Annotated in this window: 26 protein-coding genes; 17 read left to right on the forward strand and 9 right to left on the reverse strand. The window is 70.0% G+C overall.

The features are described 5' to 3' along the window. Nucleotides 1-53 precede the first annotated feature (53 nt). Nucleotides 54-1,328: a class I SAM-dependent methyltransferase gene (locus BJY22_RS12215; protein ID WP_337758567.1), complete on the forward strand. Its 1,275-nt coding sequence runs from the start codon at nt 54-56 to the stop codon at nt 1,326-1,328. Between the two features lie 5 nt (nt 1,329-1,333). Then, nucleotides 1,334-2,419, forward strand: a complete 1,086-nt coding sequence (locus tag BJY22_RS12220) for a hypothetical protein (RefSeq protein WP_167218142.1) — start codon at nt 1,334-1,336, stop codon at nt 2,417-2,419. A gap of 57 nt (nt 2,420-2,476) precedes the next feature. Here the strand turns inward: BJY22_RS12220 and serC are convergent, their stop codons facing one another. Together serC and BJY22_RS12230 are read right to left on the reverse strand one after the other, a co-directional pair. Next, on the reverse strand, nt 2,477-3,604 hold the full coding sequence (gene serC / locus BJY22_RS12225; RefSeq protein WP_167206281.1) for a phosphoserine transaminase: 1,128 nt from the start codon (nt 3,602-3,604) through the stop codon (nt 2,477-2,479). Nucleotides 3,605-3,721: 117 nt separating this feature from the next. Further along, nucleotides 3,722-4,585: a phytanoyl-CoA dioxygenase family protein gene (locus BJY22_RS12230; RefSeq protein ID WP_167206282.1), complete on the reverse strand. Its 864-nt coding sequence runs from the start codon at nt 4,583-4,585 to the stop codon at nt 3,722-3,724. Between the two features lie 100 nt (nt 4,586-4,685). Between BJY22_RS12230 and BJY22_RS12235 the strand changes: the two genes are divergently transcribed. Beyond that, a complete protein-coding gene (locus BJY22_RS12235; RefSeq protein ID WP_238350346.1) occupies nt 4,686-5,501 on the forward strand; it encodes an AraC family transcriptional regulator in 816 nt (271 codons plus the stop codon). Here the strand turns inward: BJY22_RS12235 and BJY22_RS12240 are convergent. Next, the gene (locus tag BJY22_RS12240; RefSeq protein WP_167206283.1) at nt 5,438-6,550 is read right to left on the reverse strand and encodes a citrate synthase 2; all 1,113 of its coding nucleotides are present in this window, start codon (nt 6,548-6,550) and stop codon (nt 5,438-5,440) included. The two genes, BJY22_RS12235 and BJY22_RS12240, sit on opposite strands and share 64 nt — an antisense overlap. Nucleotides 6,551-6,729: 179 nt before the next feature. Here BJY22_RS12240 and BJY22_RS12245 point away from each other — a divergent pair, with 179 nt between their 5' ends. From BJY22_RS12245 to pdxH, 3 genes are read left to right on the forward strand one after another with little or no spacing between them, the layout of a single operon-like run. Next, nucleotides 6,730-7,362, forward strand: coding sequence for a hypothetical protein (locus BJY22_RS12245; protein WP_167203109.1), 633 nt, complete (start codon nt 6,730-6,732; stop codon nt 7,360-7,362). Between the two features lie 31 nt (nt 7,363-7,393). Beyond that, the gene (locus BJY22_RS12250) at nt 7,394-9,268 is read left to right on the forward strand and encodes an asparagine synthetase B family protein (protein ID WP_167206284.1); all 1,875 of its coding nucleotides are present in this window, start codon (nt 7,394-7,396) and stop codon (nt 9,266-9,268) included. Between the two features lie 10 nt (nt 9,269-9,278). Continuing rightward, the gene (gene pdxH / locus BJY22_RS12255) at nt 9,279-9,923 is read left to right on the forward strand and encodes a pyridoxamine 5'-phosphate oxidase (protein ID WP_337758570.1); all 645 of its coding nucleotides are present in this window, start codon (nt 9,279-9,281) and stop codon (nt 9,921-9,923) included. On the opposite strand, the gene BJY22_RS12260 is transcribed toward pdxH, so the two are convergent. Next, the gene (locus tag BJY22_RS12260; protein WP_167206285.1) at nt 9,869-12,049 is read right to left on the reverse strand and encodes an MMPL family transporter; all 2,181 of its coding nucleotides are present in this window, start codon (nt 12,047-12,049) and stop codon (nt 9,869-9,871) included. The genes pdxH and BJY22_RS12260 overlap by 55 nt on opposite strands. Before the next feature lie 114 nt (nt 12,050-12,163). On the opposite strand from BJY22_RS12260, the gene BJY22_RS12265 reads away from it, so the two are divergent. From BJY22_RS12265 to BJY22_RS12280, 4 genes are all read left to right on the forward strand, one after another. Next, nucleotides 12,164-12,877, forward strand: a complete 714-nt coding sequence (locus BJY22_RS12265) for a TetR/AcrR family transcriptional regulator (protein ID WP_337758571.1) — start codon at nt 12,164-12,166, stop codon at nt 12,875-12,877. Between the two features lie 287 nt (nt 12,878-13,164). Next, on the forward strand, nt 13,165-13,458 hold the full coding sequence (locus BJY22_RS12270; RefSeq protein WP_202891080.1) for a hypothetical protein: 294 nt from the start codon (nt 13,165-13,167) through the stop codon (nt 13,456-13,458). Further along, entirely contained in the window at nt 13,458-14,477 is a 1,020-nt protein-coding gene (locus BJY22_RS12275; protein ID WP_167206287.1) for an SPFH domain-containing protein, read from the forward strand. The genes BJY22_RS12270 and BJY22_RS12275 overlap by 1 nt, the downstream gene beginning before the upstream one ends. Nucleotides 14,478-14,480: 3 nt before the next feature. After that, entirely contained in the window at nt 14,481-15,086 is a 606-nt protein-coding gene (locus BJY22_RS12280; RefSeq protein WP_167206288.1) for a CGNR zinc finger domain-containing protein, read from the forward strand. 84 nt (nt 15,087-15,170) lie between these two features. Here the strand turns inward: BJY22_RS12280 and BJY22_RS12285 are convergent, their stop codons facing one another. After that, entirely contained in the window at nt 15,171-15,896 is a 726-nt protein-coding gene (locus BJY22_RS12285; RefSeq protein ID WP_238350347.1) for a hypothetical protein, read from the reverse strand. A 270-nt stretch (nt 15,897-16,166) separates the two neighbouring features. On the opposite strand from BJY22_RS12285, the gene BJY22_RS12290 reads away from it, so the two are divergent. The 6 genes from BJY22_RS12290 to BJY22_RS12315 all read left to right on the forward strand — a co-directional run bounded on the left by BJY22_RS12290 (nt 16,167) and on the right by BJY22_RS12315 (nt 22,021). Continuing rightward, the gene (locus BJY22_RS12290) at nt 16,167-16,793 is read left to right on the forward strand and encodes a TetR family transcriptional regulator (protein ID WP_167206291.1); all 627 of its coding nucleotides are present in this window, start codon (nt 16,167-16,169) and stop codon (nt 16,791-16,793) included. 127 nt (nt 16,794-16,920) lie between these two features. Next, the gene (locus BJY22_RS12295) at nt 16,921-17,889 is read left to right on the forward strand and encodes an ROK family protein (RefSeq protein WP_337758574.1); all 969 of its coding nucleotides are present in this window, start codon (nt 16,921-16,923) and stop codon (nt 17,887-17,889) included. Beyond that, nucleotides 17,886-19,016, forward strand: coding sequence for an N-acetylglucosamine-6-phosphate deacetylase (nagA, locus tag BJY22_RS12300; protein WP_167206292.1), 1,131 nt, complete (start codon nt 17,886-17,888; stop codon nt 19,014-19,016). Before BJY22_RS12295 ends, nagA begins: the two co-directional genes overlap by 4 nt. Nucleotides 19,017-19,023: 7 nt before the next feature. After that, nucleotides 19,024-19,929: a 1-phosphofructokinase family hexose kinase gene (locus BJY22_RS12305; RefSeq protein ID WP_167206294.1), complete on the forward strand. Its 906-nt coding sequence runs from the start codon at nt 19,024-19,026 to the stop codon at nt 19,927-19,929. Between the two features lie 11 nt (nt 19,930-19,940). Further along, nucleotides 19,941-20,780: a class II fructose-bisphosphate aldolase gene (locus tag BJY22_RS12310; RefSeq protein WP_167206296.1), complete on the forward strand. Its 840-nt coding sequence runs from the start codon at nt 19,941-19,943 to the stop codon at nt 20,778-20,780. A gap of 2 nt (nt 20,781-20,782) precedes the next feature. Beyond that, nucleotides 20,783-22,021, forward strand: coding sequence for an amino acid permease (locus BJY22_RS12315; RefSeq protein WP_167206298.1), 1,239 nt, complete (start codon nt 20,783-20,785; stop codon nt 22,019-22,021). Here BJY22_RS12315 and BJY22_RS12320 read toward each other — a convergent pair. The 4 genes from BJY22_RS12320 to BJY22_RS12335 form a co-directional block, all read right to left on the reverse strand. Then, on the reverse strand, nt 21,987-23,036 hold the full coding sequence (locus BJY22_RS12320; RefSeq protein WP_167206300.1) for an ABC transporter permease subunit: 1,050 nt from the start codon (nt 23,034-23,036) through the stop codon (nt 21,987-21,989). The two genes, BJY22_RS12315 and BJY22_RS12320, sit on opposite strands and share 35 nt — an antisense overlap. Further along, a complete protein-coding gene (locus BJY22_RS12325) occupies nt 23,033-23,911 on the reverse strand; it encodes an ATP-binding cassette domain-containing protein (protein ID WP_167206302.1) in 879 nt (292 codons plus the stop codon). The genes BJY22_RS12320 and BJY22_RS12325 overlap by 4 nt, the downstream gene beginning before the upstream one ends. Next, entirely contained in the window at nt 23,908-24,300 is a 393-nt protein-coding gene (locus BJY22_RS12330) for a GntR family transcriptional regulator (protein WP_165549724.1), read from the reverse strand. The genes BJY22_RS12325 and BJY22_RS12330 overlap by 4 nt, the downstream gene beginning before the upstream one ends. Nucleotides 24,301-24,372: 72 nt before the next feature. Further along, the gene (locus BJY22_RS12335; RefSeq protein ID WP_167206304.1) at nt 24,373-25,686 is read right to left on the reverse strand and encodes a cryptochrome/photolyase family protein; all 1,314 of its coding nucleotides are present in this window, start codon (nt 25,684-25,686) and stop codon (nt 24,373-24,375) included. A gap of 51 nt (nt 25,687-25,737) precedes the next feature. Here BJY22_RS12335 and BJY22_RS12340 point away from each other — a divergent pair, with 51 nt between their 5' ends. Next, nucleotides 25,738-26,451: an iron-dependent transcriptional repressor DtxR gene (locus tag BJY22_RS12340; protein ID WP_167218152.1), complete on the forward strand. Its 714-nt coding sequence runs from the start codon at nt 25,738-25,740 to the stop codon at nt 26,449-26,451. Nucleotides 26,452-26,460: the final 9 nt, after the last annotated feature.

A 26,460-nucleotide genomic window follows, 5' to 3' on the forward strand; every position in this document is an offset into this window, starting at 1 on the left:
ACACCCGCGAGACCTTTTTGTGATCGACCCTTGTGGTCGGGGACAATGGCGCGGTGCAGCCTGAGGTGCGGTCGGAGGAGCCGGCGCGGCCGGAGGAATCCGGTGCGCTGGAGGTTGTGCGTGCTGCGTTGCTCGACCAGGGAGGGTTGGTCCGGGGCGTCGCGTCCGGGCGGCGGCGGGGGATGGAGGCACCGGCGTACCTGCGGGTCGAGGTGCGGTACGTCGATCTGAAGGGGCTGCGGCACCTGCAGATCACCGAGTTCGACGAGCGTCAGGCGCACACCCGGAACGTGCCGGACGCGGACGTGGAGAAGGCGGTCGACGAGCTGCTCGGGCTCGCGTACGGGTCGTGGCATGTGGAGACGACGAGCGAGACTCTGCGGCTGCGGTACACGAAGAAGGGCAAGGAGCTGCTGCACCGGCAGGAGGATCACCGGGAGCAGGAGACCAGTCATGACCGGGTGAAGCGGCGGGTGCTCGATCCGGCGGCGCCGTTCCTGATCGAGCTGGGCATCAGTGATCACCAGGGACGGGTGAAGCCGTCGCGGCAGGCGAAGTACAAGCAGATCGAGGAGTTCTGCAAGCTGCTCGCGCCGGCGCTCGAGGAGGCGGTCGCGGCGGGGCGGATCGCGACCGGGCGGCCGTTGCAGGTGGTCGATCTCGGCTGCGGGAACGCGTACCTCACGCTGGCGGCGTACCACCTGCTGACTGTTGCGGGGCACGACGTACGGATGACCGGTATCGACCACAACCCCGCGGCGCGGAAGCGGAACACGCGGGTGGTCGAGGCGCTGGGTTGGCAGGATCACCTGCGGTTCCTGGACGCGACCATCGAAGGTGCGGAGCTGGACGTGCGGCCGGACGTCGTGCTGGCGCTGCACGCGTGCGACACGGCGACCGACGACGCGCTCGCGCGGGCCGTGCGGTGGGAGGCTCCGCTGGTTCTCGCCGCTCCGTGTTGTCACCACGACATCCAAAAGCAGCTGAAGAGCGTCACACCACCGGCGCCTTATGCGCTGATGACGAGATATGGCATCGTTCGTGAGCGGTTCGCCGACGTACTGACGGATTCACTGCGAGCGGCGGTGCTGCGACAGGTCGGTTACCGGGTGGAGGTCGTGCAGTTCGTGGACAGTCAGCACACGCCGCGCAATCTGCTGCTCCGCGCCGCGCGCACCGGCGCCAAGCCGACCCCCGACCTGCGCGCCGAGTACCAGGCCATGGTCACCGAATGGCAGGTGAAGCCGCGCCTGGCGCAGCTCCTGCTGCCGGCCGACCCCGCCGGTTCGCCGGCCGACCGGCCTGCGGGTGCCGAGGTGGTTTCGTGAGGCGGATGCGGACCGGGCTCGCGTTGCTGGGGGCGACGCTGTGTGCGCTCGCGGGTGCGGCGCTGCCCACCACGGCATCGGCTACCGCGGACGCGGATCCGACGCCGGCACCGAAGCGGCTGTTCACGATCAAGGACGAGCGGATCAAGGAGTCCTCCGGGCTGGCGAAGAGCGTCAAGCACCCGGGGGTCTACTGGACCGTGAACGACTCCGGTGACACCGGGCGGGTGTTTGCCGTCGACACGACCGGCGAGGTGAAGGCGGTCGTCCGGTTCGGCGCGAAGGTCAACGACGTCGAGGCGCTCGGGATCGACCGGGACGGCACGCTCTACATCGCGGACATCGGCGACAATGAGGAGAACCGGGAACAGATCGAGATCTACACGATCCCGGAGCCGGAGACGCTGGAGGACGAGTCCAACGTCAAGTACCGCCGGTACGACTTCACCTATCCCGACGGGGCGCACGACGCCGAGACGCTGCTGATCGAGCCCGGTACGAGCCAGTTGTACATCGTCACGAAGGCGGTCAAGGGCACCGGCACGATCTACGCCGCGCCGCCCGCGCCGTCCCGTGAGGGCACCAACGACCTCACCAAGCTCGCGGCGGCGCCGGCCGGGGTGATCACCGACGGGACGTTCCTGCCGGACGGGCAGCGAGTGGTACTGCGGACCTACGCCGACGTCACGACCGTCGCCTGGGGAGACACGCCGAACGCGGTCGCCCGCGGAGCAGCACCGCTCGGCCAGGGCGAGACTGTCGCGCTCGGCCCCGCCGACAACACCGTCCTGGTCGGCAGCGAAGGCGCCAACTCGGCGGTCTACCAGGTCCAGGTGCCCGCGAAGGCGGCGTCGACGCCTCCGAAGGCCGGCGCGACCCCCAAGCCGGCCACTGCACCCGAGAACAACAGCTCGGACGCCGGCAAGAGCAACAACTTCCGGTGGATCATCGTCGGCGCGGGCCTGTTCGCCCTGATCATCACGATCGTCACGTTCCCGCCGGGCCGCCGCGAACGGCAGGACCGCCAGGCCGAGAACGCCCGCCTCACCGGCCAGGCGCCCCCCACCGCCCACCGCCGCCAGCACTCGTAGCCCACGCGAAAGCCGCCGCGCTCCCGGAGGAGCGCGGCGGCTGTCGTGTAGAAGGGGTTACTTGAGGTTCTCGACGACGTAGTCGATGGCCTGGGTGAGCTTCTCGACGTCGTCGGGATCGACCGCCGGGAACATCGCGACCCGGAGCTGGTTGCGGCCCAGCTTGCGGTACGGCTCGGTGTCGACGATGCCGTTGGCGCGCAGCGTCTTGGCGACCGCGGCGGCGTCGATCGAGTCGTCGAGGTCGATGGTGCCGATGACGAGCGAGCGGGCGTCGGCGTCGGCGACGTACGGCGTGGCGTACTCGGACTTCTCGGCCCACGTGTACAGCCGGTTGCTCGAGTCCGTCGTACGGCCGACGCTCCACTCGAGGCCGCCCTGGCTGTTGATCCAGTCGGTCTGCTCCGCCATCAGGAACAGCGTGGCCAGCGACGGCGTGTTGTAGGTCTGGTTCTTGCCCGAGTTGTCGATCGCGGTCGCGAGGTCCAGGAACGCCGGGATCCACCGCCCGGAAGCCGTGATCTCCTCGACGCGGGCCAGCGCGGCCGGGCTCAGGATCGCGATCCACAGGCCGCCGTCGGAGGCGAAGCACTTCTGCGGCGCGAAGTAGTACGCGTCGACCTGGTTGATGTCGACCGGCAGACCGCCCGCGCCCGACGTGGCGTCGATCGCGACCAGCGCGCCCTCGTCGGCGCCCTCGACCCGCTGGACCGGCGCCATCACACCGGTGGAGGTCTCGTTGTGCGGCCACGCGTACAGGTCGACGCCGGCCTCCGCCACCGCGACCGGGCGGGTGCCGGGGTCGGACTTCACGATCGTCGGGTCGCCGAGGTGCGGTGCCTGCTGGGCGGCCTTGGCGAACTTCGAGGAGAACTCGCCGAAGCTCAGGTGCTGGCTCTTCTCCCGGATCAGCCCGAACGTCGCGATGTCCCAGAACGCCGTCGAGCCGCCGTTCCCGAGGACGACCTGGTACCCGTCCGGCAGCTGGAACAGCTCGGAGACGCCCTCCTGGACCCGCTTCACGAGGTTCTTCACCGGCGCCTGCCGGTGGGAGGTGCCGAGCAGCTTGGCGCCCTCGGTCGCCAGCGCGGCGACGGCTTCCGGGCGCACCTTCGACGGACCCGCACCGAAGCGGCCGTCCGCGGGCTTGAGCTCTGCAGGGATCTGAATGTTGGCGCTGGTCACCAGCGTGTTCCCTTCGTCGTCTGCAACTAGAAGGCCGACGACGCTGTCAGCGCACCCCATCTTCGCACATCCCACCCGCCCCGCCCGGCCGGGGCCCACCACCAGGACGCGCGGGGCCTACTCGTGTTTGCGGGTGATCGTCTCGGTGCCGGTGAGGACCGCGACCGGGCCGTCGGGCGTGTCGGTCCACTCCCCGCAGGCGCCGCCGCCCTCGGCGACCTCGAGGGTGAGCTCGGTGCCGTCCATCCGGAGCGCGGGGTGGTAGTACTGCGCCACGCGCTCCGCCTCGCCCTGGATGTAGTGGCCGATCAGCGCGCGCCGGAACCGGTCGGTGGTCACGTTCGGGTTGCTCCCGTGCACCAGCGCGCCGTGGAAGAACAGCACGTCACCCGGCTCCATCTCCACGGGGACGGCGGCGCCGTCGGACGACGGCAGCGGGACGGTGACGTCGGTGAAGCTGACCGTCGTGTCCGCCTTCTCGGTGCACAGGATCGGCCAGCGGTGCGAGCCGGGGACGACCTCGAGACACCCGTTCGCCTCGTCGACCTTGTCGAGTGCCATCCACGCCGCGACGCAGGTCCCCGGGTCCGCCTTCAGGTAGAAGTTGTCCTGGTGCAGCGCCTGCCCGCGAGAGCCCGGCGGCTTGAAGTAGAGCATCGTCTGGACGGCGTACGGCGACCTGCCGAGCAGCGCCGTCATCACCTGGTCGATCCGCGGGTCGATCATCCACTGCAACGACGTCTCGTCCCACCGGTGCATCTGCGCCATCCGCGGGTACCGCTTCAGCGGGTCGCGGTCGGTCGAGGTGTGCCCGGCGAAGTCGTGCGCCCGCGGCCCGCGGTGCCGGACCTCCATGTAGTGCTCCCGCAACCGCTCCGCCTCGTCCGCGGAGAACAGCCCCCGCACCAGCGTGTACCCGGTCCGCTCGAACTCGTCCCGGTGTACGGCGGCCCGCTCGTCCACGTTGTATGAAACGCTCATGCACGACTCCCGCGAATCTGCCCTAGTCTTCCCTTGAACCCAATTTTCCAGCTAGGTAATCATCGAAGACCACGGACGATTCGCGCGAGGACTTGGATTTTTGACGCACCGCATCCAGCTCGAAGCGATGTCCACACCGACCTTCTGGCGCTGTGAGCCCAGCTGGTCGTGGACGTCGCCCCCGCTCACGGACCATCTCCTCTGGTGCGTGGTCGACGGCCGCGGCGCGGTCGAGCTCGACGGCCGGCGCCAGGAGTTGCGCCCCGGCGTCTGCGCGGTCTTCCAGCCCGGCGACGCGCCACGCGCGACCCACGACCCGCACCGCAGGCTGCTCGTCTTCGGCATGCACTTCGCGACCGCCACGACCGCGGCGCCCGATCCGCGCTGGGGAGAAGTGCTGGATCGCGAGCTGCTCGGCGTCCTCGCCCGGACCAGCGACGCGTCGTACCGTCGCGGTGACGCACTCGGCCGGCGGCAGGCCGAGCTGTGCCTCGAGCAGCTGGTCACGCTGGTCTGGGACGCCGTACACCAACCCGGCCGCAGCGCGGTCGACACTGCTGTCGACGAGATCGCCAGGCAGCTTCGGCAGGACCCGAGCCGGGACTGGACCGTCACCGAGATGGCGGGCCGTGCTGCGCTGAGCAGGGCCCAGTTCAGCCGCCGTTTCGTCGCGCAGTTCGGGATGTCACCGGCGCAGTACGTCATCCAGGCAAGGATCGACCGGGCGCACCAGCTGCTCACCGAGAGCGGCATGACCGTCACCGAAACGGCCGCCGCCCTCGGCTACACAGACGTCCCCTACTTCAGCCGCCAGTACAAACACCGCACCGGCCGCACCCCGAGCCAGGACCGTCAGGCCCAGCCCGGATTCCAGCCCTCGACCGAGTCGGCCGGGCGGGAGGCCGGGCCGGAGTAGATCGCCGACGGGCGGATCAGGCGGCCGGTGCGTTTCTGCTCCAGGACGTGGGCGCTCCAGCCCGCGGTCCGGGCGCAGGTGAACATCGACGTGAACATCGGCGGCGGCACCTCGGCGAAGTCCAGCACGATCGCCGCCCAGAACTCCACGTTCGTCTCCAGTACGCGGTCCGGCCGCCGCTCCCGCAGCTCGGCCAGCGCGGCCTGCTCCAGCGCCTCGGCCACCTCGTACCGCGGGGCGGCCAGTTCACGCGCCGTACGGCGAAGCACCCGGGCGCGCGGGTCCTCGGCCCGGTACACCCGGTGCCCGAAGCCCATCAACCGCTCGCCCGCGTCCAGGAGGCCCTTCACGTACGAGCGAGCGTCACCGGACCGCTCCACACCCTCGATCATCGTCAGCACGCGCGCGGGCGCGCCGCCGTGCAGCGGCCCGGACATCGCGCCGACCGCACCGGACAGTGCGGCGGCGACATCCGCTCCGGTCGAGGCGATCACCCGCGCGGTGAACGTCGACGCGTTCATCCCGTGCTCCGCGGCGGACGTCCAGTACGCGTCGACGGCCTTGACGTGCTTCGGATCCGGCTCGCCGCGCCAGCGGATCATGAACCGCTCGGTGATCGTCGTCGCCTTGTCCACCTCGCGTTGCGGGACCATCGGCTGCCCGATCCCGCGGGCGGCCTGCGCGACGTACGACAACGCCATCACCGCCGCGCGGGACAGGTCCTCGCGGGCCTGGACGTCGTCGATGTCGTACAGCGGCCGCAGACCCCAGGCGGGTGCGAGCATGGCGAGTGCGGACTGTACGTCGACGCGCACGTCGCCGGTGTGCACCGGCAGCGGGAACGGCTCCGCGGGCGGCAGGCCCGGCGTGAACGCACCGTCGACCAGCAGGCCCCAGACGTTCTCGAACGGCACCCGGCCGACCAGGTCCTCGATGTCCACGCCGCGGTACCGGAGCGCCGAACCTTCCTTGTCCGGCTCGGCGATCTGCGTGTCGAACGCGACCACGCCCTCCAGCCCGTGCTGCACCTCGGTCCTCGGATCTGACATGCGACTCCCTCGTCCTCGTGGTCGGGACGCGGGCCCACCAGGAGAGCCCACGCGCCCTGGGCGCTCCCGCAGCATAGTTCTCCGCGCCGACGACCGGACAGTTTTGTGACCGGTTCGGGCCCGCCGGCCGGGGCGCGCGTTCACAAGGGGTGGACCGCACACAGGTCTAGTCTCGGTGCATGACCAAGCCACTCCCCGCCCTCGGGCTCGTGATCGGCGTCATCGCGACCTACATCGCCCTGGTCGTCGGGTCGTACGCGGCCGGCCGACTGGCAATGCGCCTGCAGACGTTCCGTTTCGACTTCGAGAAGACGCTGCCGTGGCTCGCGCTGCTGATCGTTGTCGCGGTTGTGCTCGGCGTGCTCATGATGGCGCCGGTGGTCGGCTCCGGCGCGACGACCGGCGCCGGCCTCCTGCTGACACTGACCGGACTGGCCGTGTTCTTGCTGCCGATCCGGCAGGTGGTCGACCTGTTGCGGCTTTTCGAGTTCCCGGGTGAGCGACTCCGCGGGGGCTACCTGCTGTTCGACGGGTCGATCATCCTGTTCGGCATTCCGTTGCTGCTGATCGGTATCCGGCGCTGGGCGCAGGACGCCAAGCTGGCCAAGGTTCTGCAGGCGCCTGGTCAGGTGCAGGACGCCCGCGGCGGCTACCAGCCCACCTTCCCGCAGCAGCAGCCGCAGCAGTGGGGCGGCTACCCGGGCCAGCAGCAGTACCAACCACCGCAGCAGCCAGGCCATCAAGCAGGCCAACCGCAGCAGGGCCAACCGCAGCAGGGGCAACCGCCGCAGAACCCGGGCCAGCAGCAATAACTTTCCCCGCGGAGCCCGCATCAGGCTCTGCATGGAAACGCTGATCGCCTACACCTTCGCGCACGACGGCGCCGCGCGAGCTGCCGCCGGTCAAGCACGCGTCGAGGCGTACTACGGCGATCTCTGGCAGCACGAGGCCAAACACCACGGGTACGACGGCCAGACGGTCGGACTGCATATGTGGGACCGGCACGACGGCACGTGTCTCTGGCCGTCCTGGCACGACACAGGCGATGTCCGGGTCGCCAGCGTGCACGCCCCGCTCGGCTACCAGCGGGTGATCGGAGACGTGGCGCCGTACGACGCGCCAGCGCGCTTGGGCCAGGCAGTACGGCGTACTCCAGCAAGCTTTCTCGAGGTCGCGCCGCCGTTCACGATGGCCGTCCTGGATCCAGAAGAGGAACGACTGGACCTCTTCACCGACTCGATCGGTGTCGGCCGCCTGTTCCAGCTGCGGCTGCCGGACGGGTGGATCTGGTCCAATCGGCCGGTCGCAGCGCTGCTGTTCGCAGGCGTTCCGGCGGTGGCCGCCTCCCGGGGCTGGACCTTCGCAGCCGCGTGCGGCTGGTTCATGGACGACAGTACGCCGTACGACGGAGTACTGACTGTGCCCGGTGCAACACACATCGTTGCTGACGGCCACCGTCAGCAACGGACCGTCAGCCGTATCGAAACGGCCAGCGTGTGGTCGACCGACAGCCCTGACACAGCAGACGAGACGGCCGCCGCACTGCAGGATGTGGCGCGCTCCGTGGGCAGCCTGTTCCCGGGACGGCCGACTGTCGACCTGAGCGGCGGCCGCGACTCCCGTGTCGTTGCCGGCGCGTTCCTGGCCGCAGGTGTCGATCTGAAGCTCAACAGCTACGACGCGGTGCCTGGTGAGCTGGACGTTGCCGAATCGCTGGTAGCTCGCCTGCAGCAGCCGGTTGACCACGTGGTGACCAGGAAGGCCAAGGCGGTGGTGGCCAAGCCGCAGGTCAAACCGCAGCCACTGGAAATGGTCACCCGAGCCCTGCGCTGGCACAGGTACGCCGAAGGCCTTCGTCCCGCCAGCTACTTGTTCCACACGCCTCCGGCGACGCTGGCCGGCGTAGCCCATCTAGCGATCGGTGGGGCAGGCGGAGAGGTCGCCCACGGTCACTACTACCCGCGCGACGTACTGCAACTGGACGCACTGCCGCTCCCACACAAGCTGCATGCCTTCGGCAACCACCTCCAGACCCGGCTGATCCCGGCAGCAGGCCCGTCGGTCGCCGCCCGCACCGCGGTCGCCGCACAGATCGAGCACGTACTCCGGACCGCCGTCCACGGAGGCATCGAGAACGCGACAATGCTCGACTACTTCTACGTCGTCGAACGCCTCCGCCGCTGGGGTACGACGGGAGAGCGCACCGGTGTCGTCTCGCCCCTCCTGGTCCCCTCGTTCGTCCGCTCGGCGTTCGCGCTGGATCCCGCACAACGCGTCGACAACGCACTGCATCGCGAGCTGGTACGACGCCTCGTCCCGGCGTGGACCGACGTACCGTTCTTCCAGCCGAGCCCGACCGTCAGCACCCGCAGGAGCCCGGCGAAGGTCCGCTGCCTCGCCGACGCCGCGGACCGCGACCTGATCGAGAAGTTGCTTGCCGACGTCGAAGGCTTCGAACCACTGTCCACCCTCTGGGCGGCCTCGACAGCCGGCGCCAGCTCGGCCGCGGGCGAGGCGACGCTGTGCCAGGCGCTCTGGCGAGCCACCTTCGACCAGCATCTCGCCGACGTGAACCGTCACATCCCGACCGCGCCCGCGCCCAAACCTCGACCCCCAGCCCCCACACCACCGGCGCCCCGCCGCAGCCCACTCGTCCGCGCGATCGGCCGCAGCAGGTTCTGGAGGGCCTACCGCAGGAGCAGGTTCGGGCGTAAGTAGGCTCGATGCCGTGGACCTTGCGGAGATGCGGGAGACGTACGGGCTGGGCGAGCTGCTCGAGAATCAGGTCGCTGCTGATCCCGTCGTGCAGTTCCAGCTCTGGCTGGATCAGGCCCGGGACGCCGGGCTCGCCGAGCCGAACGCGATGGTGCTGGCCACGGCCGACGCGGACGGCCGGCCGTCGGCCAGGACCGTGCTGCTGAAGCGCGTGGACGAGCGCGGCTTCGTGTTCTACACCAACCAGCAGTCCCGCAAGGCCGACGACCTCGCCGCGAACCCGTACTGCGCCTTGGTGTTCCCGTGGCACGCGATGGAACGCCAGGTCCGCGTCGAAGGCACCGTCACGAAGCTCCCCGCCGAGGAGGTCGACGAGTACTTCGCCGGCCGTCCGCGCGAGTCGCAGCTCGGCGCGTGGGCGTCCCAGCAGAGCCAGCCGGTCGAGTCCCGCGAAGAGCTCGACCTGCAGTACGCGTCGTACGAGCGGCAGTGGCCGGAGGGTACGGAGATCTCCACGCCGTACTTCTGGGGCGGCTACCTGGTCGCTCCGACGGCGTTCGAGTTCTGGCAGGGCCGGGTCGGCCGCCTGCACGACCGCCTGGCCTACCGGCGGGCCAGTTCAGGTTCCGATTGGGAGCTGTCCCGGCTCCAGCCCTGAGGCTCCTCCCGGAAACCGTGCGACTTCCACCAACGCGCCAGCCGCCGCGGCGCCCACCAGTTCGCACGCCCCAGCAGCCGCATCGTCGCCGGCACCAGCAACGCCCGCACGACCGTCGCGTCCAGCGCGATCGCGATCACCAGCCCGACCCCGATCATCTTCACGAACACGATGCCCGAGGTGGAGAACGCCGCCACCACGATGATCAGCAGCAACGCCGCGCTGGTGATGATCCCGCCGGTCCGCTGCAGCCCGAGCGCGACCGCCTGGGTGTTGTCGCCGGTCCGGTCGTACTCCTCCCGGATCCGGCTGAGCAGGAACACCTCGTAGTCCATCGACAGCCCGAACAGCACGGCGAACAGCAACACCGGGTTCGTCGCGTCCAGGAACCCGGCCGGGGTGAAGTCCAGCAGCCCGGACAGATGCCCGTCCTGGAAGATCCACACCATCGCCCCGAACGCGGCGGACAGCGACAGCACGTTCATCAGCAGCGCCTTCGCCGGCAGCACGAACGAGCCGAAGGCAACGAACAGCAGCACGAACGTCACCACCACGATGAACCCGGCCATGTACGGCGCCCGCTGTTTCAGCGCGTCGAGCAGATCGATCACCGCACCCGTCTCACCACCGACCTGGACGTCGGCCCCTGGCGGTGCCGGCACCGCCCGCACCCCGCGGACGACGTCCCGCGCCGGCAACTCCTGCCCGGTGTACTTCGTGTGCACCACCACCGAGGCCACGCCGTTGGCGTAACCACCGATCCGCACGTTCTCCACGTCCCGCACCTGCCGCAGCTGGGCAATGTACGGCGCCAACGCCGGAGCTGGATCACTCAGCGCGGCGTCCAACCGCACCGCGACGTAGATGTCCGACCCGCCCGCCCCCGGGAAGTCGCGCTGCAGCGTCTCGGTCACCGTCCGAGAGGTCGCCCCGGACGGCAACGACCGGTGGTCGACCCCGCCGAGCTGTGCGCTCAGGAACGGGATCCCCAGCACCAGCAGCACCGGCACGAGGACCAGCACGTACCGCACCGGCCGCCGCATCACGCTGTGCGCGAGCCGGTACCACGCGCCGTGATGATCCTCGGCCGCCTTGCGGGCCTTGAAGATCCGCAGATTGTTCACGCGGGGCCCGAGGACCGCGAGCAGTGCCGGCAGTGCGGTCAGGGCCGCGACCATCGCGATCGCCACCGCGGCCACCCCGCCGTACGCCATCGACTTCAGGAACATCACCGGGAACAGCACCAGGCTGCTGATCGCCACCCCGACCGTCACGCCGGAGAACGCCACCGTCCGCCCGGCCGTCGCCATCGTCGTGGTCAGCGCCGTCTCGACGTCGTTGCCGCGCGCAAGTTCCTCGCGGAACCGGGTGACGATGAACAGCGCGTAGTCGATGGCCAGCCCGAACCCGATCATCGTGACGATGTTGATCGAGAAGATCGACACGTCGGTGACCGCCGACAACCCCCGCAGCAGGACGAAGGCGCCGAGGATCGCCAGCCCGCCGACGAACAACGGCAGCGAGGCGGCGACCAGACCGCCGAAGACGACCACCAGCAGCACCAGCACGACCGGCATCGAGATCGACTCGGCGCGCACGATGTCGTGCTCGGTCTGCGTGTTCACCTCGTCGAACACCGCGACCTCGCCGCCGACCTTCGTGTCCAGCCCGGCCGCGGGCGCCCGGACCTGGTCGGCGATCCGGTGGAACGTGTCCAGCCGCTCCTCCTGCGTGGCGCCGGCCAGGGTGAGTACGGCGTACGTGCTGCGCTGATCCTTCGACACGAAGACCGGCGACCTGCTGCTCCAGTACGTCGTCGTACCGGTGACGTCGGCGGACGGCAGCGCGGCCAGGTGCTGCTCGACCGACTGCCGGAACGCGGGATCGGCCACGGTCCCGGACGGGCTGCGGTAGAGCACGACCACGTCGGTGCCGGTGCGGCCGACGTTCTGCTCGATGGTCTTGACCGCGTTCGCGGCCTCGGTGTCCGGCGCGTCGAAGCCGCCGTTCGCCAGGGAGCCGAACACGCCGGTGCCCCAGACCAGCCCGAGGACGGCGAAAACTCCGGTCAGGGCGAGCACCAGCCGGCGTCGCCGGTACGTGAAACGGCCGAGCGTCTCGAACACGAAACTCTCCTGAAGGGCGTAGATTTGAGCGGCAGGAGCCTCAGTGAACAGTGTTAACTGTTAACGCTGTTCACTCTAAGGGCGCGACCTACAGTCATGTCAAGGAGTGTTCGGGTGGAATCGGGCGGACGCGACCGGCGCCGGGCGGCGACGCTGGCGGAGATCAAGGCGGCCGCGCGCCGGTTGCTGGTCGGCGGCGGGTCGGCCGCGGTCGGCCTGCGTGCGGTCGCGCGCGAGCTCGGCCTCACCCCGCCGGCCCTGTACCGGTACTTCCCGAGCCATGAGGCGCTGATCAGCGCACTGATCGCGGACCTGTACGACGAGCTGACCTCCGCGCTGATGGAGCTGCGGTGCACCGAGGACACCGACGACCTGGGCGCGCAGCTCTACCTGCTGGCCAACGGGCTGCGGGACTGGGCGCTGGCGCACCCGGCCGAGTTCGCGCTGCTGTTCGGGACCGCGGTGCCGAGCCCGGACGCCGAGGACCACGAGGACACGCCGGGGCATCAGGCCGCGATGCGGTTCGGTGCCCTGTTCAAGGAACTCGTCGCACAGATCTGGCACTGGAAGCCGTTCCCGTACCCGCCCGACGAACAGCTCGGCACCGAGCTGGTCGCGCAGCTGACGCAGGAGTCAGAGCACTTCCAGGGCATGCCGCCCGGGGCCATCTACCTGTCGCTGACGTACTGGACGAGGCTCTACGGCCTGATCTGCATGGAGGTCTTCGGCCAGCTGCACTGGGTGCTGCCGGATGCCGGGGCGTACTTCGAGGCCCAGCTCTACGAGATCGGCGAGGCGCTGGGTCTGGACTGCCCGGCTCCTGAATAGCTGTACCGCTGACAAGGAAAAGCCCGCGGGCGCTTCCAGAGACGCGACCGGGTGGTCGAGCTCAGGGTCAGGCGGACTACCTGACTGCCCGCGGGCCCGGTGGCTGGCGTTGAATTGGCCGACCACATGCCCACTAACTAGTGGTTGGCGGTCAACCCGCCGCCACCTCACGAGTCCGATAGCAATTCATGCGTTGGACCACCTCCCTTCGCGTGTACTGCGAACCTACTGCCACGCCGTGCAGCCTTCAACTGGATTTCGCCCTCGGATGAACCACAATCGACGGCATGATCAGACTCGGACTGCCGGCGATCGTGCTGTTGATCGGAACCGCCTGGTTCGCGTGGTCGTCGTACCGCCGTGCCGTGAGCGCGGAACGGACGCTGGCCGAGCTGAACGCCGACCACCGGGCACTGCTGCAGGAGGTCAGGGCGCTGGAGCGGGCAGTCGCGGCTGCCGAGCAGGGCCTGCGTACGCTCAGCTCGCATCCGTCGGTGCCGCGGGACGTCGCGGTCACCGCCGACCTGACCCTCGCCGACGTGCGGCGACTGGCGGAGAACAACAAGGAGCTCGACGACTGATGGCAAAGCTGGGGAACGCTGCTGCGGCGCTCAAGCCGAAACGGGGTGGCAGCGTGAAGGCGAAGGTGATCGGCGGGCTGATCGTGGGCGTGATCGCCCTGATCATCCTGTTCAACATCTTCAACTTCGCGAACACCGACGCGAACCGGATCGGCCTGCACTACGGCGGCGGTGTGGTCGAGGACAAGAAGTTCAAGTCGATCATCCCGCCGGGCTCGACGAACAAGCTGATCGGCCCCGGCGACACCGTCTACGACTACCCGGCCGACCAGCGCTCGTACATCATCGGTGGCGACGCCGGCGCCGACGCGTCCGACGAGGTCACCGTGGTCAGCAAGGACAACGTCCGGCTCGGTGTCCGCGTCCAGGTGTACTTCACCCTGAACCGCAGTGAGGACGTGATCAAGTCGTTCCACGAGCGGATCGGCCTGAAGACCGACGCCTACGAGGAGCGCGGCTGGAACAGCATGCTGCAGAGCTACTTCCGCCCGCAGATCGACCGGGCACTGGCCGCGGTCGCGACCAACTACACCTGGGCCGAGCTCTACAACAACGAGTCGAAGAAGTCCCAGTTCCAGTCGGCGGCGGCCAAGGAGTTCACCCGGCTGCTGCCGGCCGCGGTCGGCGGCGACTACTTCTGTGGACCGGGCTACAACGGCAGCAACGCCTGCGGTGAGCTCTCGTTCACGATCCAGAAGCCGATGCCGCTGGACAAGGGCATCGTCGACGGCCTGGAGGCCAAGCAGCGTGCCGAGCTGGCCCGGGCGACCCAGGAGCAGAAGAACCAGCAGGTGAACGTCGAGCTGCAGTCGGTCAAGCAGCAGGTCGCGATGCTCGGGGCGAACGGCTACCTGCTGAAGACCGCCATCGAGTCGGGCAAGATCCAGTTCATGGTCATTCCGCAGAACGGCAACGTCAGCATCCCGGTGCCGACCACGACGCAGCCGACCCAGCCGGCCCAGCCGAACGGGCAGACCGGTCAGGAGCCGACCACCCAGCCGTCACAGCCGCGCAGGTAATACATGAGTGCGCTGCCGTCCCACCTCGAGCTCGTGCAGGGCGTCGTCCTGCCGAAGCCGGTCGGCGCGCACCCGGTGCTGGACTTCGTGAACACTCGGTCCGAGTGGACCACCCGTGGCCCCGCCCGGACCGAGTGGCTGACGTCGTACGACGCCTTCCTGACGTGGAGCTCGTACGTCGGCCTGCTGCCGCCGGCGACGGTGATCCGGCTGATCGAGCAGGCCAGCAGCAGCGCGACCGAGGCGGGACGGCGGCTGCAGGCCACGCTCGACTTCCGCGCCGACCTGTACGACGTACTCACCGGCCAGGCGGCGGACACCACGTTCGAGTCGGCCGCCCGGGTGATCGAGAAGGCCTCCGGGCGACGACGGCTCGTCCGGTCGGAGGACGGGCCGGTCTGGGAGTTGCCGGAAGACCTCGCGCTCCCGCTCCACCAGCTAGCGGTGCTCGCGGGCGAGTTGCTGACCGGCTCGTCCCGCGAGCATGTGCGCACCTGCCCGTCGTGCGGCTGGCTGTTCCTGGATCCGCGCGGCCGTCGCCGCTGGTGCTCGATGGCCACCTGCGGCAACCGCGCCAAGGTCCGCGCCCACGCGGCCCGCACCCGGTAGACGTACCGCCGCGCATACAGAACCCCTGGTGGGAGGGGTTCTACGTGCCCTTCGGGCGGGTTCTGTTTGCGTGGAGGTACACGCCTAGTTGAAGGCGGCCGGGTCGACCGTGATCCAGGTGTGCTTCGCGCGGGCGAGCACGCGGCCGTCGGCGTCGTACAAGGTGCTGGCGGTGAACGTCTTGCGGCCGTCCTCGCCCAGGTAGCGGCCGAGCGCGACGCATTCCTCACCGACCTGCGGCCGCGCGTCGACGCACGCGGTCAACTGGCCGAGCACCGACGGCCGGCCTTCGAGGTCGATCGTCCAGCCGCCGGGGCAGTCGAGGGCCGCCCACAGGAACACCTCGTCGACCAGACCGTCGGTCGCCAGATCCGCGGCCGGCTTCCACGTGCACGCCGTTCGCCCGTCGCCGATCGGACCGGGCCGCAGGTGCAGGCCGCCCGGGTTGGCGGGCCCGCAGACGAAGCAGGTCGGGAACGGATGGTCCCGCAGCCCGCGGTACGACGCCTCGGCCGCGCGAGCCTCTTCGGGCAGCACGGGATCGATCGTCGCGTCGGCCAGGAACTCGCTGTCGACCGGCAGCGCTTCGGCCACCAGGGCCTCGCCGTCGATCAGCCGGACGGCGTCCGTTGTGGCCGTGATCTCCAGGTCCTTCTGCAGCGGCGGCGGCATCCGCAACGTCACCCGCGGGACGAGTGAGTCACCGAGCCGTGCCGCCAGCGCCGTACCGACCAGACCTGCGACGTACCCGCCGTTGCCCGACCGCTCCGGCCCCTGGAACCGCCGCTCGACCCGCACCGAAGACCGCACAGAAGATCGCCCGGAAGACCGCACAGAAGACATGGCCCACGAGCCTAACCCACTAACAGATTCCACCGGGCCGTGCACGGGCTGTGGTGGAGGTGTGAAGGGAGAGAGTGGTGGGAAGTAATGGGGTTCAGAGAAATCTGAGGATTTCTCGGAGATAACTGAGCTGAGCCCTCCAGTTCAAACGACCGTTTGAACTATGCTGACTGCAGGCTACTGCGCGTGAGCAGGTGGGGTGCCTGAGCGAGCAGGGCCGGGGGGAAGGAGAACTCTGTGGAAACACCGGTCGAAACGACCAGGGAGAGATTGCTCAACGTTGCCGAGCAGAGGTTCGGCGAAGGGGGTTACGAGGGAACGTCGCTGCGGGCCATCACGGTCGCGGCAGCCGCCAACATCGCGGCGGTCAACTATCACTTCGGTTCGAAGGAAGCGCTGCTGCGTGCCGCGGTGGCGCGGGCGATGGCGCCGGTCAATGCCGAACGCCGGCGCCGGCTGGAGCAGTTGGAGGCCGGCGGTTCGCCGCGGCCGGAGGAGTTGATCCGGGCTTTCGTCGAGCCCGGTCTGGAACTGGTGCTGCATCGTGGCGAGCGCGGCGCCGTGGTGGCGCGGTTCCTCGGCCGGATCGCGTTCGACCCGAGCCGGCGGATCCGTGAGTTGTACGCGGTCGAGTCGGATCCGATCGAGAGCAGGTACCTCGCCGCCTTGCAGCGGGCCCTGCCGCAGGCGTCGCCGGACGCGGTCGCGTTCGGGTTCGTGAACATGCAGGGCCTGCTGGCGCTGCATCAGTCGCAGGCACTGGCCCCGGCGCCGGGGACGGTCGGTACGGACGACCCGGGCAAGCTGGCCGAGAACCTGGTCACGTTCCTGGTCGCGGCGTTCGATCACGGTCTGCAGTCGTAGCACCTGGAAACCGTGGTTTCCCTGCCCACGGTTCTCAGGACCACGTCGCAGACTGGTCCGCCTCATTTTGTCCGTGTTTTGCTCATGGATGTTCGGACTGCCTGGTAACGCTGCATAATGGCGCTCCGTGGACCCCTGTGAAGTCGTGGTTGCCGTCGACCTCGGTGGAACCCGGATGAAGTGCGGTCTGGTCGCCGCCGATGGTGCCGTGCTGCACCGCGAGACCAGGCCGACGCCCCGGGCCGATGCGCGGGACGGCGGCCGCGCCGTGCTCGACGCGCTGCTGGAGACCGTCGTCGAGCTCGGCCAGAAGGCGACCGCCGAGGGCCACCGCGTGCGCGCCGTCGGTGTCGTCGTCCCCGGGGTCATCGACGCCGAGCACGGCACCGTCGGCGCCGAGAACCTGGAGTGGGTCGGTACGCCGGTCCTCGCCGAGCTGCAGGCGGCGGTCCGGGCGGCCCACGGTGACCACGTGCCGATCGTGCTGGCCCACGACGTCCGCGCCGGTGGGTACGCCGAGTTCCGCCAGGGCGCCCTGGCCGGGACCACGAACTCGATGTTCCTCCCGCTCGGTACCGGGATCGCGGCCGCGATGATCGTCGACGGGTCGCTGGTCAGCGGTGACGGGTACGCCGGCGAGCTCGGCCACTCGAAGTTCATCCACGGCGACGCCGCCGAGCTCTGCGCGTGCGGCCAATGGGGCTGCCTCGAGACGGTCGCGTCCGCGGCCGCGATGGCCCGGCGCTACACCGCGCGCACCGGCCGGACCGTCGACGGCGCCCGTGAGGTGATGCAGCTGCTGGCGGCCGGCGATCCGGACGCCGCGCAGGTCTGGCACGACGCGCTCGCTGCTCTGGTTGACGCGCTGGTCCTCTACACGACCCTGGTCGCGCCGACCCGGATCGCGATCGGCGGCGGTCTGGTGGGCGCCGGCGAGACGCTGCTGCAGCCGCTGCGCGAAGGTGTGCACGCGCGATTGACGTTCCAGCGCGAGCCGGAGATCGTGGCGGCGGTGCTGGGTGAGGAAGCCGGCATGCTCGGCGCCGCGCAGATGGCCTGGGACCGCGCCGGCGCCGACGAGGAGGAACAGCGATGACGACGTACCGCGTGGGTCGCGTGGTGACGCCGGACGACGTGCTGGAGAACGCCTGGATCCAGGTGGTCGACGAGGACATCCGCGCGTTCGGCCGCCGGTCCGAGGGGATGCCGGCCGACGGCAAGCGGCCCGAGGACCTCGGCAACGTGACGGTCGTCCCGGGGTTCGTCGACATCCACACCCACGGTGGCGGCGGGGCGACGTACTCGACGACCGACCCGGAGGAGGCCCGCAAGGTCGCGGCCTTCCACGCCAGGCACGGTACGACGACCACGCTCGCCAGCCTGGTGACGTCGCCGCTGGACCAGCTCGTCGAGCAGACGGCCTGCCTGGCGGAGCTGATCACCGACGGTGTGATCGCGGGCGTCCATCTCGAGGGGCCCTTCCTGTCCGAGGCGCGCTGCGGTGCGCACGAGCCGTCGTTGCTGCGGCCGCCGCTCAAGGACGACGTCACGACGGTGCTGAGCGACGCGGTCAAGATGGTGACGATCGCGCCCGAGCTCGAGAACGGGCTGGACGCGATCCGTCAGGTCGTCGACGCCGGGGCCGTCGCCGCGCTCGGGCACACGGACGCGACGTACGAGCAGATGGTCGCCGGTGCGGACGCGGGGGCGACCGTCGCGACGCACCTGTTCAACGGGATGCGGCCGTTCCACCACCGCGACCCGGGGCCGGTCGGCGCCGCGCTGAACGACGAGCGGCTGCTGCTCGAGGTGATCAACGACGGCATGCACCTGGACCCGCAGGTGGTCCGGGTCGCGCTCGCGGCGGCCGGGGTGAACCGGATCGCGCTGATCACCGACGCGATGGAGGCCACCGGGATGCCGGACGGCCGCTACCAGCTCGGCTCGCTCGAGGTCGACGTGAAGGACGGTCTGGTGACGCTTGCCCACGGCAAGCACTCGATCGCGGGCAGCACGCTGACCATGGGCGTCGCCTTCCGCAACGCGGTACGGGCCGGGGTCTCGCTGGTGGACGCGTCGCGGATGGCGTCGACGACCCCGGCGCAGACCTTCGGCTGGTACGACGTGGGCTCGATCGAGACCGGGAAGCGGGCGGACCTGGTGCTGCTCGACGACGAGTACGCCGTCCAGAAGGTCATGCGGGCCGGGTCGTGGCTGGACTGATCGGGTCATGATCGGCACCGTCACACTCAACCTCGCACTGGACGTCACGTACGAAGTCGACGAGTTGCACGTCGGCGGCAGCCACCGCGTCGACCGGATCCGGCGGCGGGCCGGCGGGAAGGGCGTCAACGTCGCGCGGGTCGCGGCGACGCTCGGCCACCAGACCCTGGTCCTCGGGTTCGTCGGCGGGGTGACGGGTGAACTCGTCGCCGAGGAGCTGTTCGACGCCGGGCTGACCGCGCTGCTCACCCCGATCGCCGGCGAGACCCGCCGTACCGTTGCCATCGTCAACGACGCGGACGGGGACGCGACGATCTTCAACGAGGCCGGGCCGACCGTGACCGCGGACGAGTGGCGCGCGTTCGGCGACCGGATGCCGTGGGGACGGCTCGGTGTCCTGGCGTGCTCGGGCAGTCTCCCGCCGGGGCTGCCGGCCGACGCGTACGCCGAGCTCGCGGTCCGGGCGCGGCATCACGACGTGCTGTCGGTGATCGACGCCGGTGGCGCCGCGCTGAACGCCGCGGCCCGGGCCGGTGCGGTGGTACGGGCCAACGCCGCCGAACTGCGTGCCGCGGTCGGCGACGTCGAGGTCGAGGACGGTGCGTCGGCGCTGGTCGCGTTCGGTGCGGCCGCGGCGGTGATCACCGACGGACCGCGCGGGATGGTTGCCGCCAGCAAGAACGGCGTCTGGCGCGCGCTGCCGGTCGAGACCGTGAGCGGGAATCCGACCGGTGCCGGAGACGCCTGTACGGCGGTCGTCGCGGCGGCGGTCGCGGAATCGCCGGAGCCGGACTGGTCCGTCGTCCTCAAGTCCGCTGTCGCCGCCTCTGCCGCGGCCGTGCTGACGCCTGTTGCCGGAGACATCGATCTGGCCGCGTACCGCCGCTGGCAACCTCAGGTCACCGTCAAGTAGAAGGAGTTCCCATGCCGTTGGTTTCCGGGGCCGAGGTTGTGCTCGCCGCTGCGAAGGCAGGTCGCGGTGTCGGTGCGTTCAACGTGATCCAGCTGGAGCACGCGACCGCGCTGATCGCCGGCGCCGAGCAGGTCGGTGCGCCGGTGATCCTGCAGATCAGTGAGAACGCGGTGAAGTACCACGGCGCGCTCAAGCCCATCGGGGTCGCGACGCTCGCGGCCGCGGCGGCCTCCTCGGTGCCGGTCGTCGTCCACCTCGACCACGCGATGGACCGCGACCTGGTCACCGAGGCGGTCGCGCTCGGGTTCACGTCGGTGATGTACGACGCGTCCAAGCTGGAGTACGCCGACAACGTCGCGGCGACGTCCGAGGTGACGAAGTACTGCCACGACCACGGCGTCTTCGTCGAGGCGGAGATCGGTGAGGTCGGCGGGAAGGACGGCGTCCACGCGCCCGGCGCCCGGACCCGCCCGGACGAGGCCGTCGCGTTCGCCGAGGCAACAGGTGTCGACGCGCTGGCAGTCGCGGTCGGCTCCTCCCACGCCATGACCGAACGCACCGCCACGCTGGACTTCGACCTCATCGCACAGTTGAAGGACGCCGTACCGGTTCCGCTCGTGCTGCATGGTTCGTCGGGTGTCGCCGATGCCGACCTGACGCGGGCAGTCGAGGCCGGCATGACCAAGGTCAACATCGCGACCCACCTCAACAACGTCTTCACCGGCGTCGTCCGCGAGACCTTGGCGGCCAACCCGAAGCTCGTCGACACCCGCAAGTACCTGGGCCCGGCACGCGACGCGGTCGCCGCCGAGGTGGCGCGCCTGCTGGGCGTCCTCAAGGCAGTCCAGTAGACGTGTCGAAGCCGGAGCTGGCGCGGCGGCTCGGTCTTGCGGACGCGGTGCTGATCGGGCTGGGCTCGATGGTCGGTGCCGGTGTCTTCGCCGTGTGGTCACCGGCCGCGCACGCCGCCGGGTCCGGTCTGCTGCTCGGACTCGGTCTGGCGGCAATTGTTGCCTACTGCAACGCGGTGTCCTCGGCTCAGCTCGCGGCCGTCTACCCGGTGTCGGGCGGTACGTACGTCTACGGCCGCGAACGCCTCGGTGAATGGTGGGGCTTCGCCGCCGGCTGGTGCTTCGTGATCGGCAAGACCGCGTCCTGCGCCGCGATGGCGCTCACGTTCGCCACCTACGCGACCGACATCGGCTGGTTGCGTCGCCTGATCGCCTTGGCCGCGGTCGTCGCGCTGGCGGCCGTCAACTACCGGGGCGTGACGCGGACCGCGCGCCTCACCAGGATCCTCGTCACCTGCACGCTCGTCGTCCTGGCGCTTGTTCTCGTCCTGCTGTACTCCGGGGACGCTCAGCAGCACACGTCGACGAGCACCTCGCCGTACGGCGTCCTGCAGTCGGCCGGACTGCTGTTCTTCGCGTTCGCCGGTTACGCGCGGATCGCGACGATGGGGGAGGAGGTCCGCGAGCCCGCGCGGACCATCCCGCGGGCGATCGGCATCGCGCTGGTCATTGCCATCGGCATCTACCTCGCGGTCGCGGTCGCGCTGCTGCGCACCGGCGACCCCGCGTCGACCACGGCGCCCCTCGCGGCCGCGGTCGACGGGGTCGGTGCGGCGTGGGCGGTACCGGTCGTCCGGATCGGCGCCGCACTCGCCAGCCTGGGCGCCCTGCTCGCCCTGATCGCCGGCATCGGCCGCACCACGCTCGCCATGGCGCGCAATCGCGACCTCCCGACCTGGTTGGCCGCCGTCCATCCCCGCTACCAGGTCCCGCACCACGCCGAGCTCGCACTCGCCGTGGTCGTCGGGATCCTGGTCCTCACCACCGACCTGCGCGGGGTGATCGGGTTCTCGTCGTTCGGCGTCCTGCTGTACTACGCGATCGCGAACGCCTCGGCCTTCACCCAGCCGGCCGACCAGCGCCGCTGGCCGCGCGCCGTCAACGTGCTCGGCCTGACCGGATGCGTCGTGCTCGCCGTCACCCTCCCGTGGCGGTCGGCGATCGCGGCCGCCGGTGTGCTCGCGGTCGGCCTGGCGGTACGGCGGTTCATGACAGGTCGCGCCGGATCCGCCAGAAGCTGAACCCGGTCAGACCCAGCGCCAGGAGCAGGAACAATCCGAACTCACGCCACTGCAGCGCCCAGAACGTGTCGGCGGTGAAGTACCGGACGTGCTGCCGGTAGCCTTCGTCGGCCAGCCGCTGGAAACACGCGTCCCGCTTCGGGTTGCTGGTCTTCTCCTGGCTCCCGTTCGGCGGCGGCCCGGGTTCGCAGTCGATGGTCCAGGACGGCAGTGTGCTGAGCGCCTTGCCGGACCGGTCGACGGTCTCGTCGGACAGCTTCCAGGCCCCGACCGCGTCGGTCGCGACCTCGATCTTCTTGACCTCCGGATCGGGCCCCGGCCCGCTGATCATGAAGCCGCGGATGTTCTCCGCGGAAGCGATGATGCTCTTGTCCGTCGGCGCCATCAGCTGCGGCCGGACGAACATCGGTGTGAGGATCTGCACCAGGATCACCACCGCCAGCGTGACCGCGAGTGCCACAACCGTCCGGCGGATCACGAGACCGAGCGCGACGCCGAGGGCGAACGCGAAGACGGCGTACCCGACCGGAACGAGCCCGCGGGCGGAGAAGACGGCAGGGAACATCCGCGGCAGGTAGATGTTCGAGTCCTGCCCGGCGTTGAGCGCGTCGTCGATCGGGTCGGCCCACCAGGTGACCGCGAGGCTGAGCAGGCCGCTGATGCCGATCACGGCGAGCCCGCCGATACCGACCTTGGTCGCGAGCCAGCGGCGCCGCGAGATGCTCTGCGCCCACACCAGCCGGTGGGTGCCGGTCTCCAGCTCACGGGCGATCAGCGGTGCACCCCAGAACGCGCCGACGACGGGCGGTACGGCGTACAGCAGCGCCTGACCGACGACGTACAGCAAGGGGTTGAGCCGCTGGAAGCCGAGGTTCTTGATGAAGCCGTCGGCCAGCCGGCGGTAGTCGTCCTGCAGGCCAGGGCCGGTCGCCGCCAAGGCGATCCCGGCCGCGAGGATCACGACCGCGACGACCAGGAACTGGACGCGGAACTGTCGCCAGGTCAACCAGATCATCGCCGCACCTCCAGGACCGGGCGCTCGGGCTGGACGTCGCGGCCCATGTAGGCCAGCACCAGGTCTTCGAGCGTGAGTTGGGTGACCGTCCAGGCCGGATCGAGGATCGGCTGGCCGGTCCGGATCAGGTACGTCGACTGCCGGTCGGTGTGGCTCGCGGTGACGACATGCTGGTCGCGCGGCAGGTCCTTCTGGTCGCGGCGCGGACCGGTGATCCGGAAGTGCGTGGCCAGCAGGTGGTCGATCTCGCCGCTGACCTGCACGCGGGAGTCGACGAGCACGATCAGGTAGTCACAGGCCCGCTCGACGTCGGAGACGAGGTGCGAGGACAGGACGACGCTCAGCTCCTGGTCGGCCACCGCCTCCATCAGATCCTGGAGGAACTCGCGCCGGGCCAGTGGATCGAGTGCGGCCACCGGCTCGTCGAGGATCAGCAGCTCGGGATTCTTCGCCAGCCCGAGCGTGAGCGCGAGTTGCGCGCGCTGACCGCCGGACAGCCGGCCGGCCCGCTGCTTCGGATCGAGCTTGAGGCTCCGGATTCGCCGCTGGGCAAGGGAATCGTCCCAGCCCGGGTTGAGTCGCGCGCCCAGCCGCAGGTGGTCCGCGACGGTCAGCCTGCTGTACGTCGGCGTGTCCTGCGCGACGTACCCGACCTTCGCCTGCTGTGTCCCCGCCGGCGCTCCCAGCACCTCGACGGATCCGGACGACGGCGTGATCATCCCGACCGCCAGGTTCAGCAGGGTGCTCTTGCCGGCGCCGTTGGGCCCGACGAGGCCGACCACGTGCCCGGCCGGCACCTCCAGCTCGCAATCGGTCAGCGCCCAGCGCCGCCCGTACTTCTTCCCCAGTCCCTGGGCTTTCAGAACAGCACTCACGCTATGTCCTCCTGAGCGGCGGACCGAAAGGTGGTCAGGAACAACGCCTCGATGCTCTCGTCGTCGAGACCGGCCTTGCGGGCCTTGGCGAGCCAGCGGCGGAGATCCTGGCGGAGCGGACCGTGCGCGGCGAGCGTGTTGTCGGTGAGCGTCCGGGTGACGAACGTGCCGCGCCCCGGCCGGGCCTGGACCAGGCCCTCGTGCTCGAGCTCGCGGTACGCCTTCAGCACGGTGTTCGGGTTGATCGCCAGCGCCGCGACCACGTCCTTCACCGTCGGCAACTGGTCCCCCTCCCGCAGCAGTCCGAGCCGCAACGCGTTCCGGACCTGCTGAACGATCTGCTGGTACGGCGAGACCCCCGACCGGCCGTCCAGATGGAACTCGATCATCCGTAACCCCATTCATCTAGGTAACTAGCACTATAGGGGTATGGCGCAAATACCCGTCAAGACCGGGGCCGGTCAGCGGATGGCGTCGTACCGGCGGAGCGCCTCGCGCCGCGCCTCCGCGTGGTCGACGACCGGGGCGGGGTAGCCGTCGGCGCCGCCGTGCTTCCACGGCTCGTGCGCGGCCCTGCCGGCGAGGTGGCGCAGCTCGGGGACCCAGCGCCGGACGTAGTCGCCCTCGGGGTCGAACTTCAGGCCCTGACCGACCGGGTTGAAGATCCGGAAGTACGGCGCCGCGTCCGCACCGCAACCGGCCACCCATTGCCAGTTCAGCGAGTTCGAGGCGAGGTCGCCGTCGCGCAGCGAGCGCAGGAACCAGCGAGCCCCGAACCTCCAGTGCACATGGAGGTCCTTGACCAGGAACGACGCCACGACCATCCGGACCCGGTTGTGCAGGAAGCCGGTCGCGGCGAGCTGGCGCATCCCAGCGTCCACGAACGGGAACCCGGTGCGGCCTTCGCGCCAGGCGTCGAACAGCTCGCCCGGTTCGTCGTACCGCATCCGCTCGAACTCGGGCCGCAGCGGCTTCCACGCGGCATCCGGGTACCGGGCGAGCAGGTCCGCGCAGAACTCCCGCCACGCCAGCTCGCGCCGGTACGCCTCCGCGCCCGTACTGCGCTTGCGGGCCAGGTCGGCGAGCATCGTCCGCGGGTGGATCTCGCCGTACTTCAACGGGACCGACATCCGCGAGGTGCTGTCCAGATCGGGCCGGTCGCGCTCGTCGTCGTACGCCGCGACGTCGTCGAGGTACGCCTGCCAGCGCTCGAGCGCCGCCTGCTCACCCGCGACCTCCGAACCGTGCGGCAGCTCGTCACCGTCGGCCGCGATCCACTCCACCCCGTCCGGCGCCCCGACCGGTTGTCGCCACCCGTGCGCCAGCCAGGCCTTGAAGTACGGCGTGAACACCTGGTACGACCGCCCTTGCTGGTTGAGCACCCGTCCCGGCGCGACGGCGTACGGCGACCCGGTCCGCACCAACGGGCAGGTCAGCGAGGCCTCGACGGCGTGGTCGCGCCGCTGTCCGTACGGCGCGTGGTCCGCGCTCACGTGGACGCTCGCCGCCCCGATCGCGTCCGCGACCGCCGGCACCACGGTCGCCGGATCGCCCCGCCGTACGACGAGCCGCCCGTCCATCGACGCGGACAGGCTGCGCAGCGACGCCGCCAGATGCGCGCGGCGCGGATCACCGGAGCGGTCCCAGAGCGCCGGATCCAGGACGAACAGGCCGAGGACCCGCCCGTCACCGGCCGCGACCGCGTCGAGGAGCGCCGGGTTGTCCGCCAGTCGCAGGTCGCGGCGGAACCACATCACTGCCGTCACCGTGCTCATCCTCGCTCGGTACCCACGGCAATTGGGTGAGGCTTGCCTGCATAGGTGAGAATGGTTGTCGTGAGCGAGCTGATCGATACCACCGAGATGTACCTGCGGACCGTCTACGAACTGGAAGAAGAGGGGATCCTGCCGCTGCGGGCGCGGATCGCCGAGCGTCTGCACCAGTCCGGTCCCACGGTCAGTCAGACGGTCGCGCGGATGGAGCGCGACGGCCTGATCAAGGTGGAGGGCGACCGCCACCTGGAGCTCACCGACGTCGGCCGCAAGCAGGCGGTCCGGGTGATGCGCAAGCACCGCCTGGCCGAGCGGCTGCTGGTCGACGTGATCGGGCTCGAGTGGGAGGACGTGCACGCCGAGGCCTGCCGCTGGGAGCACGTGATGAGCGACGCGGTCGAGCTCCGGCTGCTCCAGATCCTCGGCAACCCGACGGAATCGCCGTACGGGAACCCGATCCCGGGCCTGGAGGAGCTGCAGAAGGACCACCAGGCGAGCGACATCGGGGACTTCCGGATCGGTGTCGAGCCGCTGGACCGGGTGCTCGACGCGGCCACCGGTGACAGTGTGCGGGTGCTGGTCCGCCGGATCGCGGAGCCGGTGCAGACCGACGACGGCGCGATGGCGGTCCTGCGGAAGGCCGGCGCACTGCCCGGTCGCGAGGTCGACTCGACCCTGGACGCCGACGGCGTGCTGGTCGGCAGCCGGGAAGCCGGCGGCGTGATCAGCGACGAGACCGCCGGCCACATCTTCGTCAGTCGAGTCTGAGGTACTTCA

Origin of the sequence: Kribbella shirazensis (assembly GCF_011761605.1) — a bacterium.
GTDB classification, from domain to species: Bacteria; Actinomycetota; Actinomycetes; order Propionibacteriales; family Kribbellaceae; genus Kribbella; species Kribbella shirazensis.

Bases quoted from the DNA above. Each gene is read 5' to 3' on its own strand.
- BJY22_RS12220 (WP_167218142.1), top strand. From the start codon at position 1,334: ATGCGGACCGGGCTCGCGTTGCTGGGGGCGACGCTGTGTGCGCTCGCG.
- BJY22_RS12230 (WP_167206282.1), bottom strand. From the start codon at position 4,585: ATGAGCGTTTCATACAACGTGGACGAGCGGGCCGCCGTACACCGGGAC.
- BJY22_RS12240 (WP_167206283.1), bottom strand. From the start codon at position 6,550: ATGTCAGATCCGAGGACCGAGGTGCAGCACGGGCTGGAGGGCGTGGTC.
- BJY22_RS12245 (WP_167203109.1), top strand. From the start codon at position 6,730: ATGACCAAGCCACTCCCCGCCCTCGGGCTCGTGATCGGCGTCATCGCG.
- BJY22_RS12250 (WP_167206284.1), top strand. From the start codon at position 7,394: ATGGAAACGCTGATCGCCTACACCTTCGCGCACGACGGCGCCGCGCGA.
- BJY22_RS12270 (WP_202891080.1), top strand. From the start codon at position 13,165: ATGATCAGACTCGGACTGCCGGCGATCGTGCTGTTGATCGGAACCGCC.
- BJY22_RS12275 (WP_167206287.1), top strand. From the start codon at position 13,458: ATGGCAAAGCTGGGGAACGCTGCTGCGGCGCTCAAGCCGAAACGGGGT.
- BJY22_RS12280 (WP_167206288.1), top strand. From the start codon at position 14,481: ATGAGTGCGCTGCCGTCCCACCTCGAGCTCGTGCAGGGCGTCGTCCTG.
- nagA (WP_167206292.1), top strand. From the start codon at position 17,886: ATGACGACGTACCGCGTGGGTCGCGTGGTGACGCCGGACGACGTGCTG.
- BJY22_RS12305 (WP_167206294.1), top strand. From the start codon at position 19,024: ATGATCGGCACCGTCACACTCAACCTCGCACTGGACGTCACGTACGAA.
- BJY22_RS12310 (WP_167206296.1), top strand. From the start codon at position 19,941: ATGCCGTTGGTTTCCGGGGCCGAGGTTGTGCTCGCCGCTGCGAAGGCA.
- BJY22_RS12320 (WP_167206300.1), bottom strand. From the start codon at position 23,036: ATGATCTGGTTGACCTGGCGACAGTTCCGCGTCCAGTTCCTGGTCGTC.
- BJY22_RS12330 (WP_165549724.1), bottom strand. From the start codon at position 24,300: ATGATCGAGTTCCATCTGGACGGCCGGTCGGGGGTCTCGCCGTACCAG.
- BJY22_RS12335 (WP_167206304.1), bottom strand. From the start codon at position 25,686: ATGAGCACGGTGACGGCAGTGATGTGGTTCCGCCGCGACCTGCGACTG.
- BJY22_RS12340 (WP_167218152.1), top strand. From the start codon at position 25,738: ATGGTTGTCGTGAGCGAGCTGATCGATACCACCGAGATGTACCTGCGG.